20 protein-coding genes are annotated in these 26,290 nt (G+C 45.6%); 6 read left to right on the top strand and 14 right to left on the bottom strand.

The annotated features are described in order from the left end of the window. Nucleotides 1-44: 44 nt before the first annotated feature. Complete coding sequence (locus QUA74_RS05265; RefSeq protein WP_333325770.1) at nt 45-659, bottom strand: hypothetical protein; 615 nt, start codon at nt 657-659, stop codon at nt 45-47. A gap of 144 nt (nt 660-803) precedes the next feature. Here QUA74_RS05265 and QUA74_RS05260 point away from each other — a divergent pair, with 144 nt between their 5' ends. After that, nucleotides 804-1,829, top strand: a complete 1,026-nt coding sequence (locus QUA74_RS05260) for a YihY/virulence factor BrkB family protein (protein ID WP_333325768.1) — start codon at nt 804-806, stop codon at nt 1,827-1,829. 44 nt (nt 1,830-1,873) lie between these two features. Here QUA74_RS05260 and QUA74_RS05255 read toward each other — a convergent pair whose 3' ends face one another. Beyond that, nucleotides 1,874-2,062: a hypothetical protein gene (locus QUA74_RS05255; protein WP_333325765.1), complete on the bottom strand. Its 189-nt coding sequence runs from the start codon at nt 2,060-2,062 to the stop codon at nt 1,874-1,876. Between QUA74_RS05255 and QUA74_RS05250 the strand changes: the two genes are divergently transcribed. Then, nucleotides 2,061-2,723: a hypothetical protein gene (locus tag QUA74_RS05250; protein ID WP_333325762.1), complete on the top strand. Its 663-nt coding sequence runs from the start codon at nt 2,061-2,063 to the stop codon at nt 2,721-2,723. The genes QUA74_RS05255 and QUA74_RS05250 overlap by 2 nt on opposite strands. Nucleotides 2,724-2,814: 91 nt before the next feature. Here QUA74_RS05250 and QUA74_RS05245 read toward each other — a convergent pair whose 3' ends face one another. From QUA74_RS05245 to QUA74_RS05235, 3 genes are all read right to left on the bottom strand, one after another. After that, nucleotides 2,815-3,507: an MAE_28990/MAE_18760 family HEPN-like nuclease gene (locus QUA74_RS05245; RefSeq protein ID WP_333325760.1), complete on the bottom strand. Its 693-nt coding sequence runs from the start codon at nt 3,505-3,507 to the stop codon at nt 2,815-2,817. Beyond that, entirely contained in the window at nt 3,504-4,592 is a 1,089-nt protein-coding gene (locus tag QUA74_RS05240) for a DUF262 domain-containing protein (protein WP_333325757.1), read from the bottom strand. Before QUA74_RS05240 ends, QUA74_RS05245 begins: the two co-directional genes overlap by 4 nt. A 160-nt stretch (nt 4,593-4,752) precedes the next feature. Next, complete coding sequence (locus QUA74_RS05235; protein WP_333325755.1) at nt 4,753-4,983, bottom strand: hypothetical protein; 231 nt, start codon at nt 4,981-4,983, stop codon at nt 4,753-4,755. A 208-nt stretch (nt 4,984-5,191) separates the two neighbouring features. On the opposite strand from QUA74_RS05235, the gene QUA74_RS05230 reads away from it, so the two are divergent. Next, a complete protein-coding gene (locus tag QUA74_RS05230) occupies nt 5,192-5,368 on the top strand; it encodes a ribbon-helix-helix domain-containing protein (RefSeq protein WP_333325752.1) in 177 nt (58 codons plus the stop codon). Nucleotides 5,369-5,465: 97 nt separating this feature from the next. Here QUA74_RS05230 and clpB read toward each other — a convergent pair whose 3' ends face one another. Then, nucleotides 5,466-8,081, bottom strand: a complete 2,616-nt coding sequence (clpB, locus tag QUA74_RS05225; RefSeq protein WP_333325749.1) for an ATP-dependent chaperone ClpB — start codon at nt 8,079-8,081, stop codon at nt 5,466-5,468. 409 nt (nt 8,082-8,490) lie between these two features. On the opposite strand from clpB, the gene QUA74_RS05220 reads away from it, so the two are divergent. Continuing rightward, nucleotides 8,491-9,183, top strand: coding sequence for a DUF2259 domain-containing protein (locus tag QUA74_RS05220; protein WP_333325747.1), 693 nt, complete (start codon nt 8,491-8,493; stop codon nt 9,181-9,183). Between the two features lie 169 nt (nt 9,184-9,352). Here the strand turns inward: QUA74_RS05220 and QUA74_RS05215 are convergent, their stop codons facing one another. The 5 genes from QUA74_RS05215 to polA form a co-directional block, all read right to left on the bottom strand. Next, nucleotides 9,353-11,086: a calcium-binding protein gene (locus tag QUA74_RS05215; protein ID WP_333325744.1), complete on the bottom strand. Its 1,734-nt coding sequence runs from the start codon at nt 11,084-11,086 to the stop codon at nt 9,353-9,355. A 365-nt stretch (nt 11,087-11,451) separates the two neighbouring features. After that, nucleotides 11,452-13,167, bottom strand: coding sequence for an ATP-binding protein (locus QUA74_RS05210; protein WP_333325741.1), 1,716 nt, complete (start codon nt 13,165-13,167; stop codon nt 11,452-11,454). A gap of 259 nt (nt 13,168-13,426) precedes the next feature. Then, nucleotides 13,427-13,948: a hypothetical protein gene (locus QUA74_RS05205; RefSeq protein ID WP_333325739.1), complete on the bottom strand. Its 522-nt coding sequence runs from the start codon at nt 13,946-13,948 to the stop codon at nt 13,427-13,429. 552 nt (nt 13,949-14,500) lie between these two features. After that, a complete protein-coding gene (locus QUA74_RS05200) occupies nt 14,501-15,073 on the bottom strand; it encodes a thermonuclease family protein (RefSeq protein WP_333325736.1) in 573 nt (190 codons plus the stop codon). An 11-nt stretch (nt 15,074-15,084) separates the two neighbouring features. Then, a complete protein-coding gene (gene polA / locus QUA74_RS05195; protein ID WP_333325733.1) occupies nt 15,085-18,216 on the bottom strand; it encodes a DNA polymerase I in 3,132 nt (1,043 codons plus the stop codon). Between the two features lie 200 nt (nt 18,217-18,416). On the opposite strand from polA, the gene QUA74_RS05190 reads away from it, so the two are divergent. Further along, a complete protein-coding gene (locus QUA74_RS05190) occupies nt 18,417-19,739 on the top strand; it encodes a J domain-containing protein (RefSeq protein ID WP_333325731.1) in 1,323 nt (440 codons plus the stop codon). An 82-nt stretch (nt 19,740-19,821) separates the two neighbouring features. Here the strand turns inward: QUA74_RS05190 and QUA74_RS05185 are convergent, their stop codons facing one another. From QUA74_RS05185 to QUA74_RS05175, 3 genes are all read right to left on the bottom strand, one after another. Next, nucleotides 19,822-21,507, bottom strand: coding sequence for an EAL domain-containing protein (locus tag QUA74_RS05185; protein ID WP_333325729.1), 1,686 nt, complete (start codon nt 21,505-21,507; stop codon nt 19,822-19,824). Next, the gene (locus QUA74_RS05180; RefSeq protein ID WP_333325726.1) at nt 21,479-23,878 is read right to left on the bottom strand and encodes a PAS domain S-box protein; all 2,400 of its coding nucleotides are present in this window, start codon (nt 23,876-23,878) and stop codon (nt 21,479-21,481) included. Before QUA74_RS05180 ends, QUA74_RS05185 begins: the two co-directional genes overlap by 29 nt. Before the next feature lie 510 nt (nt 23,879-24,388). Beyond that, a complete protein-coding gene (locus QUA74_RS05175; RefSeq protein ID WP_333325725.1) occupies nt 24,389-25,579 on the bottom strand; it encodes a WD40 repeat domain-containing protein in 1,191 nt (396 codons plus the stop codon). 310 nt (nt 25,580-25,889) lie between these two features. On the opposite strand from QUA74_RS05175, the gene QUA74_RS05170 reads away from it, so the two are divergent. Further along, nucleotides 25,890-26,264 carry a DUF1257 domain-containing protein gene (locus QUA74_RS05170; RefSeq protein WP_333325722.1) on the top strand — a complete coding sequence of 125 codons (375 nt, stop codon included), beginning with the start codon at nt 25,890-25,892 and terminating at the stop codon, nt 26,262-26,264. The last annotated feature ends 26 nt before the right edge of the window (nt 26,265-26,290 follow it).

Below are 26,290 nucleotides of genomic sequence, written 5' to 3'. Positions count from 1 at the left end.
GGTCAATGCTTCAATTCTTTAATCTAAAATCTAAAATCGATTGACTACTGATTAAAAGGTGGTAGCTGAAGTAACTGGTTTTTAGAAGGCGGAAGTTGAGCGGGATTGTGGCGGATTTCGATCGCAGTTTCTCCCGGATTTTGGGTGGTAACAGGTACTATCTCTAAGGAGTATGCTGTCTCTGTTTTTACAGGGGCAGGATTTTGTGATTTCGTGAGCAAGTCAACGGCATCTCCGAGGGCGCTAGTTAAATTTTTGCTAGTCTCGGCGTGACGGGCTTCTTCTTGTTTGAGGGCTTGAGTGAGTTGTTTAACTTGTTCGATCGCCCGATCGCGCTCTTCGAGAACTTCTGTTAACTTAGCTTTAAGTTCGCTAACTGTGTGCAGTTTTGCGACTTCCTGCTGGCGAGCAACCCCAGCATCATCGCCTTCGGGCGCAATGGGAGAGAAACTTTGTAATTGCTCTATTTGTGCTTCCAGAGAAGCGATGCTTTGCTCAGTTAATTTAGCATCATTCCGCCGCTGCTCGGCTTCAGTATTGTAGAGTTGGCGCCACTGAGCGGCACTTTCACCGGCCTCATCGCGATCGCGCGAAACTTCTGTTAACTGCTGTTGCAGCCGCTTGATTTCATCTAACCACTGTCTGACATCCTGAGCCATAATATTGATTTTAGATTTTAGATTTTAGATTTTAGATTGGGGAATTGGGAATTGGCAATTGGGAATTGGCCATTGCGAGTTGATAATGGCTTAATTAATTAACGACTTGTATTACCTCATCTTTCGCCCCGTTTCCTGTGCGCTATGAACATTTTTTACTGGTTGCGCTACCTGATTTTAGCTTTGTTTAAGGCGCTTTTAAGGCTGCTTCGAGCTCTCAAAAGGAAATTTGGTGGTTTTTGGCTGTTTTGTCGGTGTTTGACTTGGGGCACGCTCAAAGAAGTCGGCGCTAAGGCGGGACAGCAGCGCTTGCCGGGGCTGTCTGCGCAAATGGCCTACAATTCTATGCTGGCGCTGTTTCCGGGGTTGTTGGCTATCTTATCTGCGATCGCTCTCTTTGAACCTTTGCAGTCAACACTTTATCAACTCGCCGGCCTTTTGGGGGAGGTAATACCCGATAACGTTCGGAATTTGATTCGCGGCTTAATCAAAGAAATTCTGTTAACTCGCAATAGAGGGCTGTTTTCCGTGAGCTTTCTTGTGGCGATTTGGGTATTTTCTGGAGTAATGAGCGCGGCGATGGCTGCACTCGATCGCATCCATGAAATCCCGATCGATCGAACTCGACCATTTTGGAAAGCCAAACTTATTTCTCTGGCGCTGAGTATCGGCACAATTATACTATTGATTCTGGCATCGGGAGTAGTATTTGTCAGCGACTTAATTGTACAAGCTATTGCCCGCCAGAGTTGCCTGCTGGAGTCCGTCGCCACTTGCGATTTAAAAGATGTCCAAAATTGCTTGCTCCTCGCCAGCAATTGCCCTTTGGAGTCGCAACTGTTAGCTATTTGGCGTCTGTGGCGGTGGCCGATTTCTTTGGGAATTGTATCACTGGCTTTTGCCTTTGTTTACCGCTACGGGCCTAGCCGCCGTCAACCAGATATTCCTATTTTTTCGGGAGCTGTTTTTGCTGCTATTTTGTGGGCACTATTTTCAGCTTTATTTCGGTTTTATGTTTTGCATTTAAGCAATTACACTTGGACTTACGGGACGATCGGAACTTTTATTGTGTTGCTGCTGTGGCTCAATCTTTCTGCTTTGGTGATGCTGATAGGCGCTCAGTTAAATGTGACGGTGGGCAAGGCAATGAAACAATCACAATTAAAATAATTTGTTAATTTTTATTGGTTATTTGTTATTTGCCGGATGCTGGCTTACCTACGGAGTAAAGTGCTGAGGATGCCCGCAACAAAAGAAAGCAAAATCAGTATCCAAATGACACCACCGGGAATGAATGTCAAGAGACCAACACCTCTGAGAATCCAAACTAGGAGGGTGATGCCCAGGATAGCCCAAAAGATGCGGGTAGATAGTCGCATTTGAAATCTAGGAGAATTAGTCATGTTGAATGTTAAAGTTTTGTCTGGATCAATGATAGCTGTTTTATTGGCGATCGGCAGTTACCTCGCTTTAATTTCGACTCCCGGTTCCACTGTTGCGCCTGGGGCTACAAATGTCCTGGGAGAAGCGGCAAATGCTGCTCAAAAAACGCCTGCTGCAAGTTTAACAATTTCCGATCGCACAATTGGAGCGGCGAAGGTGGGGATGACTTTCGGAGGATTGAAAAAGGCTCTGGGTTCTACGTCGCAGTTTAAAGTTCAGTCTCCTTTTATGGTAGACTTTGATGCTGTGGCTGTCAGCCAGTCGGGAAAAGTGCAATATCGGATTATCTACGCTGCGGGTACAAAGCTAAAAGATACCGATGTCATTGAACTTTTGATGACTGAGAATTCTAATTATAAAACTGTTCAGGGCGTCGGGCCGGGAATGACTCTGAAACAAGCTGAGGCAATTTACGGCAAGGCTACTTTATCTTATAACGTGGATAATGAAATGAGAGAAGGGGTTGTATTTGCCAAGCAACCCACTAGAAACATTATGTTTGTTCCCAAGGCTGAAGGCAAACAATTTGGGGGAGTTTATGGCGCTGGTAAAGGGGGATTTTATCAGACTAATAAGTATCACCCGAATGCTGTAATTAAGTCTGTGATGGTGCGGCAGTAGCCTTCGCATCATCCCCAGAAACCGGGTTTCTTCTGAGATATCTCGCCACCCAACCTAAATCATCCGAGAAACCCGGTTTCTTAGCCTAAAATTAAGGATTACCTGTAGTTACGTCCAAATACTCTTGATTGTCAAGATAAGTTTTAATATTCTCCAGTATTTGACGTAGGTATTCTATGACTTCCTCCTTAATCTCTAAAAGATCCTCAATAGTCTTACCTTGCCCCACTTCCTTAAAAGACTTATCTCCGTGGGCTAAGTCGTTCCTTTTTTCTTTAATATCTACAAGGTTTTTCCCGTTCTTTGTCTTAGCAAAGTCTGTTTGATATGAAAAACCGTATTTTTCGGCTATTTTTTTAATCAACCTAGCATCCACATTCCCTGAAAATAGTTTTTCGCTGTCAAATGTAGCTGTGATGATGTCTGTAGATATTTGATTGATTTCTTGATGAATTTTATCCGGAGAACAGTTTTTAAGATTTTGAAGAACAATCATTTTGATTTCTGGTTTTAGTTGATCGAAGGAGATTGCTTGATTTTTTAACTCATCAAATATGGCTACAATGGCATTTCGCATAGTGGATTCAACTAAGTTATACAATAACAACAAGCCATTGGCTTTTAGAGTTTTTGCCAACTCAGGATTAAGACTTTGTATTTGATATTGTCCAGCACTATCGGCGACAGCTAACTTAGTGGTTTGTTTGATTAAGTTCTCTAAAAATATAAAGTAATCCTCTACCTCTTGGGCGCGTGTATTGAAATCTAAGAGTACAGTATTCATTTTTGGCCTAGCAGTCGATCGCGGACATATTCAATGCGTGAAGCTACTTTATTTTGAGAACTGCTAGCAGTAGATTTCGTGTATTTTTTAAACTCTTCTGAAGTGAGCAATTCTGTTGACTTTGGCTCAAGATTGCTGTTTTTTCTCAAAGCAAGAGCAACACCTACAGCCAGAGACTCGAATTTAATCCGAGTTGTGGTTCTCGCGTCATTTTTACCTTGGCGAAATCCTTGAGGAAAATATTTTTCTACAAAGTTTAGCATTGACTCGAATTCTGCCCGCATTTTTTCGCGCTCGAATTTCGGAGCGGCATTTACTTGCTTCAGATAGTCATCAAGGAATTTGTTTATCTTACTATTAAAATTCTGATAGTTGTTTAAAAATGCAAAAAAACGCAACACAAATTCTTGCGGTTCGCGGCTGCGAATAGCAGACTCAGAAAAAGCGCATAATTTTCGGAACTGCTCATGTTTAGATAGTTCCTCAATCAGTTCAAGAAACGGGCCTGGCAGTATGCCTCTGCGCTTTTCCATCTCGTTGAGATCGACGCTACCTGTATTAATGCGTTCAAATAAATCTCTTCGCGTTTCTTCATTTGCACTTTCAGTTAGTTGAATCATCCGAAGTGTCGTGCGGTTGAAGCGCCTCTGACGTGCCAGGGGCAAATCAGCAAACTTAAATCCATTTAAAGTCTGTATTTTATTTAATTCTGTCAAGGTTAATTCGTTATTGATAAATCTAGTTAGAGTCCGAATGCGTTGTGTACCATCTATTATTTCTAAACGGGCTTCATCGTTTTCGTCCTCATGGATGTCAGCAACAAAAATATAAGGTATTGGCAGTCCCAAAATTATAGACTCAATAAACTTTGACTGCCTTGCTTCATCCCAAGCCATTTCACGTTGATAGTCGGGGATGAACAACTCATTGGTATCATCATCCTTTCCTTCCATATATTTTTGAACGAGTATTTCGACTGGATACTCTTTGGTATCGTAATTAACTAGCTGCTGCTTGTCGCGGATTTCTGCTTCAGCAGCATCAACCTTTTTGTGTTGCTCGGTAATTTCTAGTTTCGATCGCATATTGTTAAAGAATAATTGGATATTGTCGAGTGAATAAACTTATCGCTACTATGATTTTATCATAAAAGTTTGGGACTTACTTGGTAAAAGCGATCGCACTTATCAAAAAAAGTGCGATCGCCCAAATTGAATCAACTCAAAACAGCCGGAAAATTACAGTTTATAACCCGCTGGCGAGGGAATTGGCAGAGCGGCCCAACGCCGATAAACGGTTGCTGTCCCCGCTTAAATCGAACACAACCTCAAACTTGACGTGGGGTATAGTTTGTCGCAAAAACTGAAAATGCCCGTCTGCATCTGAACGACTGCGGAAGCGGGCAACAATTATCCATTGCTCAGAGGGTAACAAACGGGCGATCGCCCAACAGCACAAGCGTTCTTTGTACGTCATAATAGAATCCGTCTCCAGTGAATTGTTGGAGCCAGAGCCAGCCCGGAACCTTGGACAGTAAGGGGCTGGCTTTTGACTGTTTACAGGTCGCATTCTAACACATAATGACGTACAATAATATAAAATAACTTAAAATGAAATATTTTTATCGGTCTTAACTCAAAACAGCGTAAGATGGACTGTGTTGAAATGTTTTGCAGTGCAATCAATGGCTTCACGGGGACGAGTTACCGCATACTTGCCAGAAGAGATTCAAAAAGCTCTCGAAGAATGGGCAGAAGAAGAAAGCAGATCCGTTAGCAGTTTGGCAACGTACCTGCTAACTAAATCTGTTCGAGAACGTCAAGAGTTGAAAAAAGATAAATCAGAAAGCGATCGCCCTTAATAACTATCGCCCAAATCCCATCCGCCTACCTCTGAGGTAAAAAAAAAGAACCATCGCCTCAAAAAAATAAGGTGGGCCGCAGCCCACCTTACTCAAATTATTTCGCAGTCACCAACTGAGCCGGTAGCCGCTTAAACGCCAACCTTTCATTCTCGATATCCACAAAAATGGTATCGCCGTCAGCAAAATCTCCCCGCAAAATACCCTTCGCCATTTGCGTTTCCAACTCCCGCTGAATTCCCCGCTTCAGAGGCCGCGCACCGTAAACCGGATCGTAACCAATTTCTGCTAAGAAGTCGATCGCAGATTCCGACAATTTCAGAGACATTTTGCGATCGGCTAACCGTTTTTCCAAGCGCTTGACTTGCAACTGCACGATTTGCCGCAGTTCGGCTTTACTTAAACCGTGGAAGATAATCATCTCATCAATCCGATTCAGGAATTCAGGGCGGAAAGTTCCCCGCATCGCTTCCATCACCCGACTCCGCATTTCTTCGTTATCTCCCGCCACATCTAAGATGTATTGAGAGCCGACATTCGATGTCATAATAATCACAGAATTCTTAAAGTCTACTGTGTGACCTTGAGCATCGGTAACGCGGCCGTCATCCAGAATTTGCAGCATGATGTTGAAGACATCCGGGTGCGCTTTCTCGATTTCATCGAATAGAATCACTGAGTAAGGACGACGCCGCACAGCCTCAGTTAATTGTCCACCTTCATCGTAACCAACGTATCCCGGAGGCGCACCAATTAACCGCGAAACCGCGTGTTTTTCCATGTATTCCGACATATCAATTCGCACGATCGCTTCTTCCGTGTCGAACAGATAAGACGCTAATGCTTTCGCCAACTCAGTTTTCCCTACACCCGTGGGGCCGAGGAAGATAAAACTCGCAACCGGACGATTGGGATCGGCTAAACCTGCGCGCGATCGCTGAATTGCATCTGCAACCGCCGTCACCGCTTCATCCTGTCCAATTACCCGCTTGTGCAGTTCATCTTCCAAGTGCAGAAGTTTCTGCATTTCCGATTCAACCAACTTGCTGATCGGAATTCCCGTCCACTTGGAAATAATCTCGGCAATGTCACCTTCTGTAACTTCTTCCCGCAGCAAAGTTTTACCTGTGGTTTGAGTTGCTGACAGTTGAGCTTCTGCTTCTTGCAATTGTTTTTGCAATTCGGTTAACTTGCTATATTTCAACTCAGCAGCGCGGTTCAGGTCATATTTTAATTCAGCTTGCTGAATTTCAATATTCACCTTATCAATCTGTTCTTTAATCTTTTGAATGCTGCCGATGACACCTTTTTCCGATTGCCACTGGGCATTCAAACCGTTTTGGTGTTCCTTGAGGTTGGCTAAGTCTTTTTCCAGTCTTTCCAAGCGTTCGATCGAAGCAGCGTTACTTTCTTTTTGCAGCGACAGTCTTTCCATTTCTAGCTGCAAAATCCTGCGGTCGATTTCGTCTAGTTCTTCCGGCTTGGAGGTAATCTCCATTTTGAGTTTAGCGGCTGCTTCGTCCACTAAGTCAATGGCTTTGTCTGGAAGGAAGCGATCGCTAATATATCGAGTAGACAAAGTAGCCGCCGCCACTAGGGCGCTGTCAGAAATTTTAACGCCGTGGTGAACTTCGTAGCGTTCTTTCAAACCCCGCAAAATAGAGACCGTATCTTCAACTGTCGGTTGGTCAACATAAACTTGTTGAAAACGGCGTTCTAAAGCAGCATCTTTTTCGAGATACTTGCGGTATTCGTCAAGAGTGGTAGCGCCGATACAGCGCAATTCTCCCCTCGCTAACATGGGTTTGAGCAAGTTGCCGGCATCCATCGATCCTTGAGTTGCGCCGGCCCCGACAACGGTGTGAATTTCATCGATAAATAAGATGACTTTGCCGTTGCTGTCCATCACTTCTTTGAGCACCGCTTTCAAGCGTTCTTCAAATTCTCCCCGGAATTTTGCCCCGGCAATTAATGCGCCCATATCTAAGCTAATTAATTGTCTGTCTTTGAGAGATTGCGGCACATCTCCGGTGATAATTCGCTGTGCGAGTCCTTCGGCGATCGCAGTTTTGCCAACTCCCGGTTCCCCAATTAGTACGGGGTTGTTTTTGGTGCGACGGCTTAAAATTTGAATCGTGCGGCGAATCTCGTCATCCCTTCCGATTACCGGATCGAGTTTGCCTTGACGCGCCGCTTCTGTCAAATCTCGGCCGTATTTTTCCAGCGCTTCGTATTTGCCTTCTGGATTTTGATCGGTCACTTTGTTCTTCCCCCGGACTTGGGTAATGATATCTTTGAGCTTGACTTCATCTAGTTTAAATTCTTGTAGTAGGTTTTTGCCAAAGCGATCGTCCTTAACGTACCCTAGTATCAAATGCTCGACGGAAATAAATTCATCGCCGTAGTCTTTGCGATAAGTGTCGGCGCGATCGAGCAAAGTGTCGAGAGAACGACCGAGATAAACGTTGCCGCCGCTTCCAGTGATTCGGGGCTGGCGGCTGATAAACTCGTCAGTGCGATCGCGCAATTTTGCTACAGAAACTCCCGCTTTGTTAAATAAGCTGCTAGCAAGTCCCGATTCTTGTTCCAGTAAAGCTTTCATCAAATGTTCGCTTTCTAGCTGCTGCTGCTGGGCTGCTTTGACAACTTCTGGGGTGCGCGCGAGGGCTTCCCAGGCTTTTTCTGTAAATTGGTTTGGATTATTCGGTTGCATAAATTTTAATTCCCTGAATTGAAAATGATGGCTGCTGTAGAGGCAATTGCTTTATTGCTCGTACAATTGTCATTGTAGGGAGTTGCGGAGGGGGGGCGGATCGGTGTTCCCCTATCTGTAGATAGGTATTTCCGTCCTGTGTAGCAGTCTCTCGCAAGGAAAAGCAAACTCTCGCCCCTAAAAGTTGGACTCTTGGATAGGAGCAACTCTCACATTAAAAATGCTTTCTAGTGCCACTGGAAAAAACGGCACATTCTTAAACAGTTTCCTGCTGCGGAAAATGGAGAAACACTCTGTAAATAGGAGAGAGGACTTGAGAAGCGTCACAGTCCTATAGCTAAACCCAAAGCGTTATTGTTTTACTCATCAATAACAGCCGCTATAACTCTCACACCTGCAAAATATAGCTATGAAAATTTTACCTTTAATTTGGTTAGGTATTATAGCAAGTGCCGCGATCGCACTTGCCCCTGAAGCTTTGGCAAATACCTGGCGTGCCGCACACCGGATGTCTGGTTTTTCCGCCGACAGCAATTACTACTTGTATCTAGAAAGTTCCAGAGATACAGGAGCGGGAATTCCCAAAGCAGAATTGCAAATTGTCCAAGTTGCTGCAAATTCCTGCATCAAAAATGGGTGTATCGAAACTAAATATGGCGAACCCGACTCCAATAAAAGCACTAAAATGGCAGAAGATGACTTGCTTAAAAAAAGTTGGAATAGCAGGCAAACTTTGAAGTTAACTCCTCCCAAAGCTGGAACTAAACTGAACATTATTTCTCGTACTCCCGGAGCCAATGGAAGCGAGACAATCGCCGTCAAAGTCAATACAGCAAAGCCTTTACAAATTCGCCTGGAACAGCGGCAAAAAAATGCTTCGGCTGGCAGAGAAAGCGCGGCAATGCGTCTTGTAATTAATCATAACGGTCGGCAGCGTGTCCTCGGAACGCTGAACAATTTTCAAGATTGGGTGTTCTCTTATTCAATCCGAGAAGTTCGTTTGTCTCCGAACGGCCGCAATGTCGTTGTGCTGGTGGACAAGACAGAACGGACTTTTGAAGGAGTCTTGAAAACTACTTTTGTACAAAGCTTCGTTCTTTAGGCTTGCTATATTCCCAGGTTTTAACCTGGGAATTATCAAAACTTACGTAGAACCCCTATATAGCAATCCTAAATCATTTGTGAATTTCTTACTCCCTCCCCTTGGTAAGGGGAGGGCTGGGGTGGGGTAAAAATTTACGACTCCTGCAAGGAGTGCTATTTTACTATCTCTAGACCGAGATGAAATCTTCAGAACCAATGAGATTGGGAGGAACACCTATCAAAGAAGCTAAAACTTCACCGCTGCTGGCTATTGTAATTAATGTGCCGTCAGTTCCCGGCGCAATTGATAGCTGTCGGAAGCTCAAACCATTGATTAATTGCACGGTATCTTGAGACTTGGCGAAATTAACGATTGTATCAACTCCCAATCCGATACCTAAAACAAAAACATCGTTGCCCCCACCGCCGACTAGAATATCGTTGCCCCCACCGCCGTTGAGGGTGTCAAAACCTTTGCCACCATTCAGGATATCGCTGCCGTCGCCGCCGACTAGAATATCGTTGCCTCGCAAACCCATAAGTACGTCATTCCCTTCCACACCGTTGATGATGTCGTTGCCGCTGGTGCCAGTCAGGATGTCGTTGTCGGGACTGCCGTTGATGCTGTTATCAGGAGGGTTATTGCCTGGAGTGCTACCGGTGTCAGAAACAAAGACATCGAGGCGACTATTGAAAGTAAAGTTAGTATCCCCCGGTACGAGGTTACTGGCCTCAGATGAAAACGCTACTCTCTGCCCATCTGCAGAGATGGAGGACTCGAAGGACCCGTTGTTCCCCTGATTGCCTGCTGAGTTAACAGAGACGCGGGTGGTGGTATTCGTCAACAAGTCCCGCACGAAGATGTCGGCGTTATTGTTAGTATCCCCCGGCACGAGGTTCGAGGCACTAGAACCAAACGCCACAAACCGCCCGTCGGCTGAGATGGAGAGGTCAAAGGAGTAATCGTTCGCCTGATTGCCGGCTGAGTCAACTGAGACACGGGTGGTGGTATTGGCTAGCGTGTCGCGCACGAAGATGTCGGCGTTATTGTTAGTGTCCCCCGGCACGAGGTTTGTGGCACCAGACCAAAATGCCACAAATCGCCCGTCGGCTGAGATGGAGGGGCTAAAGGATCCGCCGGTTGAAAGGGAGGGGTCGTAGAACTCCTTCTTCGCTTGATTGCCTGCTGAGTCAACAGAGACGCGGGTAGTGGTATTCATCAACAAATCCCGCACGAAGATGTCGCCACTATTGTTAGTGTCCCCCGGTACGAGGTTTGTCGCCTCAGACCAAAATGCCACAAACCGCCCGTTGGCTGAGATGGAGGGATCGCCGGAATACTTGTTCGCCTGATTGCCTGCTGAGTCAATAGAGACGCGGGTGGTAGTATTCATCAACAAGTCTCGCATGAAGATGTGGCCGCTATTGTTAGTGTCCCCCGGCACGAGGTTTGTGGCATAAGAGAAAAATGCCACAAACCGCCCGTCGGCTGAGATGGAGGGATTGCCGGAAAGGCTGTTCCCCTGATTACCTGCTGAGTCAACTGAGACGTGGGTGGTAGTATTCGTCAACAAGTCCCGCACGAAGATGTCGTTTGTATTGTTAGTGTCCCCCGGTACGAGGTTTGTGGCACCAGACTCAAACGCCACAAACCGCCCGTCGGCTGAGACGGAGGGGCTGAAGGAGTAATTGTTCGCCTGATTGCCTGCTGAGTCAACTGAGACACTGGTCGTGGTATTGGCTAGCGTGTCGTGCACAAAGACATCACTACTAGCGTTAGTGTCCCCCGGCACGAGGTTGGATGCTGGAGATCCAAACGCCACAAACCGCCCGTCGGACGAAATGGAAGGATCGGAGAATACCGATGGACTTTGATTGGCCTGATTGCCTGCTGAGTCAACTGAGACGCGAGTAATATTCATAAGCCCTGATATTTCAATAGTCCGAACTGTTTTTATTTCGTAGTCTGAAACCCTGGATTTTTGGTTGATAGCTCGATCGCCTTGGAGCCTTGAAACCCTTATTCTACGGCTGGTAATCAAAAACTGTCCGAAGTATTGATATTTAAGAGTACAACTTTGGAGATGGGTTTTGCGATCGCACGGCAATTGGGGCTATTTACACTTTATGCCCTAACAGCCTTGGCGGTTGCTATATCAATACATTTTAAAATTTCCCTCTTCCTTCCTCCCTCTTTCTTTTTCCTTGAATATCTGTCTCCTGACTATTGACGAATGATCAATAATTAATCCGTGTATCCGTGCCAAAATCCATATCTTGCCTGACTTCAGGCCTGCATCACAACCCGTTCCGGGAGACTGACAATAAAAGTTGAACCCTTACCGTCCTCGCTTTCGACGCTAATTTCGCCGCCGAGAATTTGACATAAACGCTGGCTAATTGTCAATCCCAAACCCGTCCCTCCGTATTTGCGGGTAGTCGAAGCATCAGCTTGAGTAAAAGGTTTAAATATCTGCTCTAATTGCTCGTCCGTCATGCCGATGCCGGTGTCGCTGACTCGAAACATTAAAACTTGAGAAGTGTAGTTTGAACCCGACTGAAAATCATTATTTTTATTTTGTTTCGCCGATCTAGATTTTTCAATTTTAATTCTTTCCACGCCGATAGTAATGACGCCTTTTTCGGTAAATTTGGCAGCATTGCTGAGCAAATTGAGGAGAATTTGCCGCACTTTCGGTTGGTCGGCGTACATTGTGCCGAGTTCACCTTTTGTTTTCAGTGCTAAAGCATTGCCTTTTTTTTCTACTAGCGGTTGAGCTGTAGTCATCACTTCTTCAATCATGGTCGCCACGTCGAAGTTTTCCAAATAAAGGGTGACGTGACCGGCTTCTATTTTGGAAATATCGAGGATGTCGCTAATCATATCCAGCAGGTGTTTGCCTGCGGTTTGAATTTTTTCTAAGTCCGGGAGAAAGTCTTCTGAACCGGAATCTTGAGCATCTTCTTGCAGCATTTCGCTGTAGTTAATGATGGCGTTGAGAGGGGTGCGTAGTTCGTGGCTCATGTTGGCGAGAAATGCACTTTTCGAGCGGTTGGCAGCTTCGGCGGCTACTTTTGCTTCGTGCAATTCTTCTGTGTATTCCGCTACTCTTTGGATTAGTTCGTTGAGGGAAATTGCTAGCATTCCCACTTCGTCGGAAGTAGTGACAGGTACTTGCAAATCAAAGTTCGATTCTTCTGTGACTCGCTGAGCGATGAGGGTGGTGGCTTCTAAGGAGCGGGCGATCGCCCCGCTGGTGTATGCTGCTAGAATTGCTGCGCTCGCGGCTGATATCAAGAGAGAGCAAATGAGAATTAGAGTTCCGAGTTTTTCTGCTTTGTCGTAGGTACTCAATGCCTCGTCTGCTTTCTCGCCAAAGCTGCCGGCCAGTTTGGCTGAATCCTGCGAAAACTGTTCGAGTTTCAAAGCGGTTTTGCCAGCGACAAAATTGTTCAAGTTCCGCTGGAAAGCCTGCTGCTGCTGCGGATTTAAACCAGATAATTTCGCAGTCGCCAACAATTTTTGTACTTCTTGAAAGTATGATTCTACTGTTTTGCCGTTGGCTTGAACGAACTGTTGAAGCAGTTCGTAGTCTTTGGCCACCTCGGGATTCTTCGTCGGTGGAAAGGTTTGCAGTTGTTCGAGGATGCCGCTCATCTGAGCAACGCGAGTCAGGAATTCCGAGCGTTCGCGATCGAAAATTTGCGGTTTTGCCGTCAGACTCGCCAGCTTTTGCTGGTGAATTCTGACTTCCTGTACCGTACTATTGAGGTTGGTCAGGATTTCCCCTTTATCTCGGTCGATCGCCAGTTTTTCCCGAACCTGCTGTTTGTAATAAAATTCTACTCCCCGTCCCGCCACAGCACCCAAAACGGCAATACCAATGACCAAGGCGTATCCGCAGCCGATTTTCTGCCTGATACCCAAGCGACTGAACAGATTTCTCCAATCTGTTTGAGGAGGGTGATGGGGTTGATTTTTCGAGGCTAAGGTTGAAGACATGGGCAATATACTCGTTACCCTGAGAGGCATTATCTATATTCTAATTGATGCCTGCGTAAGGGTAAATAGAGTTTTTCATCCCCAACCCAATTTCGGCACTTTCGGGTCTGTGCAAGGTTCCACTGCTTTCTCTGCTTGACAGTTGGGCGAAGTTGTGAATAACTCATTAAAATTTACGAGTTATAAGTTGCAAGTTATGAGTTAGATTTGTTATTCACAACTTAACTCTACTCACAACTCACAACTTGTAAGTTCTCCTCTACTGGCAAAGTCGAAATTGTGCTATCTCCGCAGGAATTCTTGAAGCATTAGGTACGTTTGCAGAGGCAGGAACGAAGATTCCCAGGCCGTAACTGCAACCCTCTGCCGTCGTGCATTCGCCCGGTTTAGCAGTGATTTGATATTGACCTTGGGATGGGGGAGTAAAAGAGATTGACGCCAGTTCGCCTGTTTTTTGACTCACAGCGATTTCCTGACCGCTTTCATCCTTGAGAGATAAATTTAAATCCTGACAATTTCCGTCGCAAGTGGCAACAAAAACATACTCCACATTAGGATGCAGCGTGGCTCTAAAAGGAGATGAAACTTGCTTGCGAACTTGGCCCAGCAACGGCACAAATACTAATTTTTGACCGTTGCCTTTCCGCTGGTCAACTTCTGTTTTCAAGCGACAAATAACCGTTTTTTGGTTGTCGGTTAGTTCTTGAGCAATCGCATTTCCTACAATTGCAGTACCGAGGAGCAGGGCAAGGCCGGAAATAACCAGATGTTTGAAATTCATTGATGTCCCTTAAAGTTAATTTTGGGTGATTGCAATAGACCGCTTTTGTCAGCAGTCTATGGGTTTATCTGGAGCCTATCACATTTGTTGACTTTTCCTCAAAACAGGTCGGAGAAAAGTGCGATCGAACTCATGTCTGGTTTTAGATGAATCTGGCGTCAGCTATCGCCGAAACTCCACAGATTGCAGACCGTAGGAGCAGAACCTCGTCCTGATTGTATTGTACTAAATTAGGGCGATCGGCATCGGGCTCTAGAAACCCGGTTTCTGGGCGGATGCCTCGCAGCTCAACCTAAGATTTATAGTAGAGACCGGGTTTAACAAGACCTGAATGAGTCCAAGACTGTAAATGTCGGATACAGGTTCCCAGATTCCAGGCCAACAATATAATACCAATTTAAAAAAATCTTGCGACAATCATCAATCTTATACCAATTCTTAAAAGTCGTAGCTCCCCGTCAGGACAAGGCAATGCCATGTCCCTCCTCAAAATCCATCCGTTAAATCCATTAAATCCGTTCTACAATCCATTGCCTAACTTCCTGGTTCCGTTCATTTATCACTGTTCCGAAATTTCCACGCAGGAACAAACTTAGAATCTCCCCAAACGCCGCGGCGATTTTTCTTAGCTTCGGCTTCCGCTTGCTCCAGAACACTTGCACTCGGACAGTTTTTCAAGTAAGGACGATAAACCATTGCTAATCCTTCGCGGGTCAAAACTTCTTGGGCAAATGTGCCGTTTGGCAAGCGAACTTCGCTAACTTTGCGGCCGTAGCGGTCAGTATCCGTGACGGTCAAAACAACGCGACCGCCCCCTTTTTTGACTAGCTGCTGCATTCTTTGGTGCGCTAGGTTTCCCCACTTAAATTGATTTTTTTTTGCTGCTGCTTTGCTATTTTTCTCAGCATTTGTGTGCGCGACTTCCGGTGCATCTACACAGGCAAAACGCACTTTGATATCTTTCCCGGCGGCATCACTGGCGACAAGCGTGTCGCCGTCGCTGACTCGCTTGACAGCATAGCTATTCGGTGCGAACTTTTGCGGACACCCGAATAGTAGCAATAGCAGAGCAACTGCACTTAAGGTTTTTATTTTTGGGAAAATGACGATTTTAGTTTGGCTCATATTTCTCTGTTTTATTTAGTTTCCATCCAATTTTGGCCAGCGTGGATGTCAACTATCAGCGGTACCATACCTGGCGCATTTTCCTTCGCACTTGTATTTTTCGGCAGAGCATTTTCCATCGCACTTATAATTGTCGGAGCATTTTCCATCGCACCTCTAATTTTCGGCTGCAATTCTTCCCATTCATCGGGAGGTACTTCAAAGATTAATTCATCATGAACTTGCAGCAGCAGCCGCGCCTGATAGTTTTGCAAAATTTTGTGTACCTCAATCATGGCAAGTTTAATGATATCAGCACTGGAACCTTGAATGGGAGCGTTGGCTGCCGCCCGCAAAGATTGGGCGTCATCTCTGCTGAGAGATTTAAGTCTATCGGAGTGAATGTCTTGGGGATTGCGGTCTTTTAAGTCGCGGAGGCTTTCGCTCTCGAAGGTTAAGTAACGGCGGCGGCCGAGTATTGTGGTAACGTATCCGAGGGCGATCGCCTCTTTTTTTACTTTCTCCAAATATTCAAAAACTTTACTATAGCGAGCGTTAAATTTAGCAATAAACTCCTTGCCATCTTTGGAAGTCTTGCCCATCGATCGCCCAAACTTAATCGCCCCCATACCGTAAACTACCCCAAAATTAATCGTTTTGCCAAACCTGCGCTCGTCGGGAGTTATTTCTTCCTTTTCAAACAACAGTTGAGCCGTCACAGTATGCACATCTCGGTTATTTTGGTAAGCTTCTATTAACACAGGTTCTTGACTCAAATGAGCTAAAATTCGCAGTTCAATTTGAGAATAGTCAGCCGACACCATCAGCCAACCTGCTTCCGGTAAAAAAGCCTTGCGAATTTGCCGCGAAAACTCGGTGCGGATGGGAATATTTTGTAAGTTTGGATTAGAAGAAGAAAGCCTTCCCGTACCCGTTGCAGTTTGGTTAAAATCTGTATGCACTCGCCCGGTATCCGCACGCACTAACTGCGGCAAAGCATCGACATAAGTTGATTTCAACTTGGATAATGTTCGGTGTTCTAATAAATCGTCTACAATCGGGTGGTCTCCTTGCAATTTATCCAATACGGCGGCGTCTGTAGAGTATCCAGTCTTAGTTTTTCGCGACTTTTTCTGAAACTCATCCGGGATTTTTTCTAACAATATTTCGCTGAGTTGTTTCGGGGAACCTAAATTAAACTTTCTCCCCGCTGCTTGATAAGTCTTTTCTTCTATTTCTTTTAAGCTCTTTTCTAGCTGTTGCGATAGTTCTTGCAGATATGCTGAATCAATGCGAATTCCGCAATATTCCATTTCTGCTAAAACTGGTTCGAGAGGCTGTTCTACTTCCAGCAATAACCCCTCCAAAGTTTTTCCGGGAAAGCTAGATTCATCAAATTTCTTCAATTTGGCTTTAAGTTTACGTACTAACTGAAATGTGGTGTACACATCCATGCCACAGTAGTCTGCGACTTTTACAATACTGATGTCAGCAATTGTTTTGTTTTTCGGCACTAATTCATTGTAAGTTTTGGCAACAATGCCTAAGTATTCCCTTGACAGTTCGCTGAGACTGTGGCTGGTTTCGGGATTGAGTACGTAACTGGCTAGCATGGTGTCGAAGACAACTCCGGCTAGTTTGATTCCTTGACAACGCAGGATCGATCGATCGAACTTAGCATTTTGCAGCGCTTTCGGATAATTCTCGCTTTCCAAAATCGGACGCAAAGCATTTAAAACTGTGGCTTTGTCCAAGTTTTTGCCCGTTTTATGTCCGGTGGGAATGTAAGCAACATCCTCTTCGCCTGTTCCCCAACAGCAGCCAATTCCCACTAATTCGGCGTCTCGCGGTTCGATGGCGGTGGTTTCGGTATCCCACGCCACGGGTGAGGCTTTGTCGGTGAAGGTTTGCAGCAGTTGAACTAATTCGTTTAACTGTTCGGTTGTTTGAATTATTCGGGGTTTAATTGGCAGTTTGTTTTCCTGCTGGGCGGCTAGGGTTTCTGCCAAACTGTAAAATGTGTCACCTTCATCTTCTGAAATTTCAGAAGTTTGAGGTGACTTATCTCTTGTGGGGTGGGCATCTTGCCCGCCCTTTGCAACAGGCAAGATGCCTGTTCCACTGTCGGCAACAGGCAAGATGCCTGTTCCACTCTCCAGTGAATTGATTGTGGGGTGGGCATCTTGCCCGCCCTTTGCCAATGGTTCTTCTACACCGCCGAACCGTTTTTGAATTTGTTTAACTTTGCTTAAAAATGTTTTAAATTCCAACTTTTCCAGCATGGGAATCAGGGCTGATTCGTCAAAACCTATAAGCTGGCAATCTTCTAAGTTGATTTCTAAGGGAACGTCTTGGACAATTGTCGCCATGCGTTGAGAATGATAAGCAGCTTCTTTGCCTTCTTCTAGCTTTTTCTTAGTTGCGCCTTTAATCTCATCGATGGCTGCATAAATTCCATCAAGGGAATTGTAAGCTTCCAGCAATTGCAGGGCGGTTTTGTCGCCGATGCCTTTAACTCCGGGGATGTTGTCGGATTTGTCGCCGCAGAGGGCTTTGTAATCTACTACTTGTTCTGGCAAAATGCCGAGTTTTTCTTTGACTGCTTCCGGGCCGTATTCTTGGGATTTGCCTTTGCCCGATCGCCTGAGTTCATCGGTACTCAAATATAATACGCTGATTTGTTTGTCGGTTTCTACTAATTGAAACAAATCTCGATCGCCCGTGAGGATTTTGACCTGATAACCGGCCGCGCTGGCTTTGTTTGCCAAAGTTCCCAAAACATCGTCCGCCTCGTAGCCGGGAGCAGTTATTGCAGGTAAATTCAAATAGGTGAGGAGTTCTTGCAGGTTTTTGATATCCGGCTTAAAATCTTCGGGTGTTTCGGCACGACCGGCTTTGTAGGTGTCGTCTGCTTCGTGGCGAAATGTGGGTGTGGCGAGGTCAAAGGCGATCGCCATGTACTGGGGGTCATGGGCCGCCATTACTTCCAGCAGCGACTTGAGAAAGCCAAAACAGACGCTGGTGGGAATGCCTGTTGTAGTTCGCAAGCCTCCGTCTCGACTTTTGGCAAAGGCGAAGTAGGATCGAAAGGCCAGGGAGTGACCGTCAACTAAGATGAAGATGGGAGCTTGATTTGCCGACACAGACACAGTTACCGATCGCACGAAAGGATTTTCTCATTGTACTCAGTTGTCCGCCTGCATTGATCGACCGGAAGGATGGCCCGCAGACTTGAGGACGCTTGACACTTGATCGGATCTCGGCTTACTGTGCAGCTTGGCTGAGAATAGTAGAAGATGTTAAGTACGATTCCCTACGGGATAGCTTCGCTTCACGCGAATTTACAAACACCTGCCCGAAGCCTATGGCTGACATTAATCGATGCTACGAAATCCTCGAAATTGAGCCGGGAACTTCCTTAGAAGAAATTAAGCGCGCTTACAGGGATTTAGCGTTTGTGTGGCATCCCGATCGGTTTGCCAACAACGACCGCCTGCAACAAAAAGCTCAACAACGATTAACAGAAATTAATCAAGCTTACCAGCAGTTGCTGTCGTTTCTGAGTCAGCCTGAATCGAGGTCGATCGAACAACAGTTTCAGCAGCCACCGCCCCCCGCGCCGGAAAAGCCGCTGAGAAGGCCTTCTCGAAAATCTGCCGCTAGGCCTGGTTCCCAGCGCAGTCAAACCCGCCCAAAAGCCACCTCCAAAAAATTTCTCACTCAAAAAAACTCTTCAAGCAAAAAACGATTTACCACTCACAATCGTCAAGCGTGGCGGGGCAGAAAGCAACCTGGGCGAAGCGTGGCGAGGCAAGCACTGCGATCTCAACACTATCCAAAGCTTATCTCGAAAAAGAAAAAAGAATTTTCAACTCAATACTCAAAACCACGAAGCGCGCCGAGGGAAGTGCGGCCCTCTCAACACTATTCAAGCTTCCCTTGGTGGCCGCTGGCAATCGCCGTGGCGAGTTACGCCTTGACCGGTTGGATTTTGACTGTATCAGCCGCCCCGCTGTGGATGTGGGTTTTAATCTGCGGTGCAGATTGGCTGTGGGCCGCGATGTTGCTGGCGGAGGGTTCAGCAATGCCTAGAGTGTGGCTGGCGGCGTTAGTTTTGGCTGGGGCGGTGGGGGGGTCGATCGCCGGTTTTCAGGCGGGAGGAATGGTCACAGGGGCTGCTTGGGGCGCTGTTGGGGCTGGTTTGGGGGCGATCGCCAGTTCCGAGGCCCAGTATCGGGCCGTGGCTGCTGTGTTGGCTGTAGGGGGAGTGGTGACAGTGGTGGGATTGATGGCTGGAACGGGTTCTGGGAATTGGGTTAAGGCGCTGGTGGCGGCCGTGTGTTGGGCGATTGTCGGCTTGACGTGCGGGTTGGCGACGGAAGTAGGTGTGCATTCTCGCGGCCCCGTCGGGCTCTCTGGTGCGATCGGGCTGGGGATTGGGGCGTGGGCGGGGGCTTTGGCTGGGGCGAGTTTGGAGGCGATCGTCCAAGCCTTAGCTATCGCCGGGTCTAAGAGTGTTTATGGGGCTTGGGCTGCGATCGGGATTATTGCTGGAGTTGTGGCGCGCATGGTAGCCGCAGAAAGGTTGATCCACATTACCAGCGGGCTTTACACGTTTACCCTGTTGGTGGTTACTTCCGGTTTCGGGCTGTGGCTGGGAAGTTGGTTGGGCGATCGTATCTTTTAAATTAGTCAGTTGTCAGTTGTCAGTTGTCAGTGGGCAGTTATCAGTTGTCAGTTGTCAACAGTCAACAGTCAACAGTCAACAATCATGAGGATTGCAACCGGAATTGATCTAAATTCCAGCACTTATCACTTTTGAGCAGCGCTTCAAACTCAGCCCTTGGCAAAGCCTGACTGAAAAGATAGCCTTGAATTTCGTCGCATTCGTACTCGCACAAAAAATCAAGTTCTTGCTTATTTTCTACCCCCTCAGCCACCACCGTCATATTCATGCAGTGTGCCATTTGAATAATCGCTATTGTTATCGCTGCATTTTTGCGATCGTCTGCAATATCCCGAATAAAACTCTTGTCAATTTTGATCGCATCAAACGGAAAGCGTTTGGGATAACTCAAAGAAGAATATCCCATTCCAAAATCATCAATTGCAATCCTAATCCCCTGCTCTTTCCACACCGTAAAAGCTTTAGCTGCTGCAATTTCGTCTTGCAAAACAAGACTTTCCGTCAGTTCTAATTCCAAGCACTTGGGATCGAGATTAGTTTCTGTTAATATATCCCTCACTCTTTCCGTGAAATTTTTGCGCTCGAATTGACGGGCTGACACATTAACTGCCACTCGCAGGGGTGGCAAACCTGCTCTTTTCCATGCTTGATTTTGCCTGCAAACAGTCTCTAATACCCATTCGCCCAACGGTGCAATCAAGCCCATTTCTTCAGCCATTGGAATAAATTCTCCCGGAGAAACTCGCCCCCGTTCTGGATGATTCCAGCGCACCAAAGCTTCAGCACCAATCATTTTACCTGTTTTAATTTCTATTTGCGGCTGATAGTAGATTTCAAACTCTGAGCTTTTTAAAGCATGCCGCAGTGAAGTTTCTTGAAGAAGTGTATTAATAAAAAGTTTAGCATTTTTTGCCGTATAAAAATGAAAACTATTACCGCCTTTCTGCTGAGATTGATACATTGCTATATAAGCATTTTTCAGCATTTCATCTCCGTCGGTGCCGTCTCCGGGATACAAGCATATTCCCATACTAGCAGTGACATAGACTTCGCAATTTTTGACAATTATACTTTGGGATACAATATCTAAAATGTTTTGAGCCATCTTAGCTACATCCTGTTTTTCTGCAACTGGTTTAAGAATTAGCGCGAATTGTGCTGCTTCCAAACGAGCAACAATATCAATGTTTTCCATGCAGTTAGTTAGCCGCTGGGCGATGGTGCAAAGCACTGAGTCGCCGATATCGTGTCCCCAGGTACTGTTAATGCGGTTGATTTTATCTAAGCTAAGCGTGACAACTGGAACGACGACTGACAATTCTTTTTGACCATCTAATACTCGACTTAACTTTTCTCGTAAAAACGAACGATTCGGCAGATTTGTTAAGCTGTCATACTGATGTCGGTAGAGTGCCAGTTGAATAGTTGTGTGCAAGTTTTTTTCTTCAAATGGCTTGACAATATAGCCGAACGGTTTTGTACTATTGACTCGTCGCAAAGTAGTTTCATCGGCATAAGCTGTCAGATAAACTACCGGAATTTGAAATCGCAAGCGAATTTCTTCTGCTGCTGTAATGCCGTCGATTTCTCCTTGCAGGTTAACATCCATTAAAACTAAATCTGGGCGCAACTTTGCTGCCGATTCAATCGCTTCTTCTCCCGAATAGACCATCCCAGTTATTCTATATCCTAGAGAGATCAAACAGTCGGAAATGTCTTCCGCAATGATGCTTTCGTCTTCAACTATCAGAATTTTTTTGTTGGACACTAATTTTTTCCTCCGGCTGCAATTTAGGTTGACAAAAGGTTATTCTAAAAGTTGTGCCAGCAGTTTCTAACAGTTCTATTCCCCCCCGGATTTGCTTGACTAAAGACCCAACCAGTCGCAAACCCAACGTTCGGGCTTTGCGATAATCTAAGTCTTGAGGAAAACCAATTCCGCTGTTGCTCACGGTTAGCACGCAAACTCTGTTATTATCTAAAGTGAAATCTATGTTGATTTTACCTTTAACTTGTCCTTTAAAGGCATATTTGAGGGCATTTGTCACAAGCTCGTTGATAATTAACCCGCAAGGAACTGCCGTATCAATATTAAGAGAACACGGCGCAATATTTGTTTGCAAGTTGACGCCTTCTGCATGATTTTCATAAGCTTGGAATAAATTGTGGGCGAGATTTTGGATGTATTCAGCAAAGTCAATGTTTGACAAGTCTTTGGATTGATACAATTGTTCGTGAACCAGGGCCATTGATCTGACTCGGTTTTGACTTTCTTTTAACATTTCACTAACGTGGCTGTCTTGGATGTAGCGGGACTGAAGTTTGAGCAAACTGGAAATAACTTGGAGGTTGTTTTTGACGCGGTGGTGAATTTCTTGGAGAAGAACTTCTTTTTCGGCGAGAGAGGCTTTGATTTGATCCTCATCGCGTTTGCGATCTGTAATATCGCGTACTACTGCTTGGAGAAATTTTTGTCCGTTAATTTCCATTGCGTTTAACAGAACTTCTGCGGAAAATTCTGAACCGTCGAGTCGTTTGTGTACCCAGTCAAATCGACAGCTACCTGTTTGCATTGCTGTCGATATTCTCTGTATAGCTAGACTGGATGAGTCTTGTCCGTTAGGCTGAAATGGCGGGGAAAACTCCCTCGGATGCTTGCCGTAAAATTCTTTTTTGTTGCTACAGCCAAATATTTTTAAGGTGGCGGGGTTGCAGTCAAAAAACTCCTTTTCGTCAAGCAACATTACTGCGTCGCTGGTGGCTTCATAAAGGCTACGAAATTTGTGTTCTGATTCTTGCAGCGAGCAGATTAATTGGTTTTTTAGAGCTTCTGCACGCTTGCGGTCGGTAATGTCTATTCCTACGAAAACTGCTGCGGTTCCATGATGATATTTATGAGCTACTATCAAATAGTTGCGGACGAAACCGTTAATTTTAATGTCTATTTCTTGCCAGGTTTGCTGAGATGAACTGTCAAAAAAATTTCTGCTCAGTTCTCCAAAAGTCGAGCCTTTTTCGAGAAAGTTTATTTCTTGACCGACAAAGCTTTCAGGAGACAAGTTGAATGAGGTTGCTAAGTGCTGGTTGACTCCAATATACCGCAAATCTGAACTGATCCAAGAAATCAGTCCCGGTACGGCATCCAAAACGGCGCGAAGTTGGTCTGTAGCTTCTTGGAGTGCTTCTTCCGATCGCTTGCGATCGCTAATATCTGTCGCCGTTCCGCACAAGCCTAAAATAGCGCCGTTTTCAGCTTGGTTGACGATGCTGTTGACGCGCAGGTGGACGGGAGTACCGTCTTTACGAATGTGTACTGTTTCGTAAGGAGAATTAGCGGTTTGTGGCTGAATTCTGGTTGTCGCTAAAAGTTGGGCAAATATTTCTCTTGGTCTACTTTCTTGATCGGGAACTAAAAAATCGGTGAAGCGGCGTCCGATCATTTCTGGCGGTTCGTAACCATAGATGCGTTTGGCGGCGGAATTGACAAAAGTCAAGAGGCCTTCAATATCGATCGACCAAATCAATTCTTGGGAGGTTTCTACGAGGTTGCGGTACTTTTTTTCGCTTTCGGCAAGTGCTGTATTCAACAGTGCCGTCTCCTGCGGAAGTTTGTCTTCTAATTCTTGATTTGCCGTTTCCAGAGTTGCCGTCGCTCGCTCGCGTTCGGTAATGTCAGTAGAAACACCAACTGCGCCGACAACTTCGCCGTTTGCATCTCGCAGCGCTGCCGATCGAATTTCGTGAATAAAATGCCCCTTTCGGACATTCCAAGTACGATCGTTTCCTGCTAATACCTCGGCAATATTTTCTAAGATATCTGGCTGGCTGCTGTAAACTTCAAAAATCGATCGCCCGATAGTTGCACCTGGTTTGAGTCCCCAATTTTCTAATCCTTTCCCTGCTGCAAGGGTTAACTTGCCCTTTTTATCTGTTGCCCACAGGAAAACGGGGGCACAACTGACAGCGGCGTGAAGGGTTTCGTTGGCTTGTTTGAGCCGATCGATTTCTGCGTGAAGCAGATCCTGGGTGCTCTTTAATTCTACCGTTAGTCGATCGGCTTTTTGCTGCCAACTGGCAGCACTATCGCACATCTCTGCGAAATGGCGGGAACGACAGATGGATTGGTTGCAGTGTGACATGGTTACTCTGGGATGGACTGTATATTTAATGCCAGCCTATCTTTTAAGCATAAACTTTTTAAGTGAAATATTACAGTTAGTAAGAATACTCATTCGCGCAAGATGCGATAGTTTAAAGCTAGTTTAAAGGATTCAGAAATTGCAGATAGATCGGGTTTTATGGCTACGGTTCACAAATTGATGATAAGCTAAATAATGGCTACAAATCGGTATTTGTACTGTAAGTATTTGTAGTAGGACAAAAACAAGTTCCGCAATCCTCGGCTTGCACAAGAACTCGAATTGTAAATTTATTATATTTGTTTGCGTAGATTCACCCACTGAGGCATCGGCAATCGGGAAAATTGAAATATAGCCACCCCGCCCGACGGTTAGGACGCGTTTAATTGCACTTTCCCCATGCGGATAGCCTCTTCCTTCTTCCTTCTGCCTTCTTCCTTCTTCCCTCTTCCCTCTTTGTTCCATCCGTTACATCCGTTACAAAATCCGTTGCCGAACTTCCTTCTTTCTTCAATTAACTCCCCAAATTTTGACAGTTTTGTCTAAGCTACCACTAATAATAGTTTCACCATCGCTGCTAAAAGTAAGACAAGTAACAGAGTTTTGATGTCCGCTAAGAGTGTGAATATGTTCGCCGCTACTGGCATTCCAAAATTTGATATTACAATCCGCACTAGCACTGACAACAGTGAGTCCGTCGGGACTAAAGGCGATCGCATTTATCGAGTTAAAATGCCCTGCCAATGTGATTGAACTATCTGGATTCGATAGCTGTCGCAGTTGAATATTTCTGTCCCAGCCGCCAGTAGCCAGCGTCTGCCCGTCTGGACTGAAAGCCAGACAATTCGCATAACCTTTAATTGTTTGGGAGCATTCTCTGTTGCGGAGGTTCCACAGCTTAATTGTACCGTCAGAACTGCTGCTAGCGAGAGTTTGTGCGATCGGGCTAAAAGCAAGACTAACAATTCCTGCTTTATGAGCGCCCCAAGTTAAAAGACTGCCAAAAGTACAGATTAACTTTCCCGTCTCTAAATTCCAAATTTTGATAGTAGTATCTGCCGAACCGCTGGCGATAACTTGAGTGTCAGGACTGATGACAATTGCGGTAATTTCCGCTTCAGGTCCGAGAGAAGTATGCCGCAATTCTCCTTCATGCCAAATTTCGATCGCACGATGTTTCGGAGTATTTCTGCTCCTCACAAAAACTTCGCTTTCTTTGCAAAGGACAAAAGTTTCTTGAGCGCGGGGATACTTCTCAAGAGTATAGAGTATTTCTCCTGTCTCTACATCGCAAATTCTAATTATTTTCCCGTGCAAACTCGCCGTGCGAGATCCTCCGGGACTAATCGCAACATTTGTCCCAGTTTTGACAGTGCGGATGCAGTCAAAAAGCTTGTAAGGCACGAAGTCTTTTAAAGTTTGGCGTACTAGAGGTTCTGTCCTCGGTCGCAAAATTAAATAAGCAACTCGCTGCACTTCGGGTGCGGGGTCAACTAGCGCCTCAAGTGCTAAATTTAAACCCGCGCCTCCGTATTTAGGAGCATCTTTAACAGCGGCAATCCGCGACTCGATACTAGGACTGTTGAAGCGCTGCTTGACTCCGGCAATGCCTCCCAAAACAGCGCCGGCGATCGGGATTTGACTTTGGCCGCCGAGGACGGCATCATATTCTCTGGGTTGGTTAGAATTGTCGGCCATCATACGATTTTAGATTTTAGATTTGAAGAATTGGAGGATTGAAGAAAGCGAACTCACGGATGAATCATACGATTTTAGATTTTAGATTTGAAAAATTGGAGGATTGAAGAAAACGAACTCACGGATGAATCTGGGGAATTGTTATCGGATACTAGGTTTTGAATTTCTGCACAGATGAATCCGGGGGCTTGTAAACGCGCTGCTTTCGCTGACGCTCAAACCTGGTTTAAACTCGCCACTTCTAACTTATTGACTGTTGCAGTTTATAGTATTATAATCAAATCAGCGTTTCACACAAAAATCCGAAAGTGATATGTCACACTTCACAACGATCAAGGTTCAGATCAAGAACGGCGAACTGCTACATCAAGTGTTGGAAGAGTTGGGTTATCAAGTAGAGTACAATGTGCAGGTGCGGGGTTATCGGGGCGACAAAACTAATGCGGAGTACGTGATTCGGCAATCCAACGGTTACGATTTGGGTTTTCGCCGCAGCGGAGAGGATTATGAATTGGTGGCGGATTTTTGGGGCGCTCGAATTAATCAGCAGGAATTTGTCAATTCAATTAGTCAAAAATACGCGCGCAAAAGTTTGATGGCGGCGGTGCAGTCAGAGGGTTTTCATGTTGAAGAAGAGGAAACTTTGGCAGATGGAACGGTGAGAGTTGTAGTGGGTCGATGGGTTTAAGACTCGCCCTTGATTAACTCGTTTTT

The organism is Microcoleus sp. LAD1_D3 (genome assembly GCF_036702135.1).
Lineage (GTDB): Bacteria > Cyanobacteriota > Cyanobacteriia > Cyanobacteriales > Microcoleaceae > Microcoleus.
The sequence above is the reverse complement of the archived record's forward strand: the minus strand, read 5'-3'. Positions and strand labels throughout refer to the sequence as shown.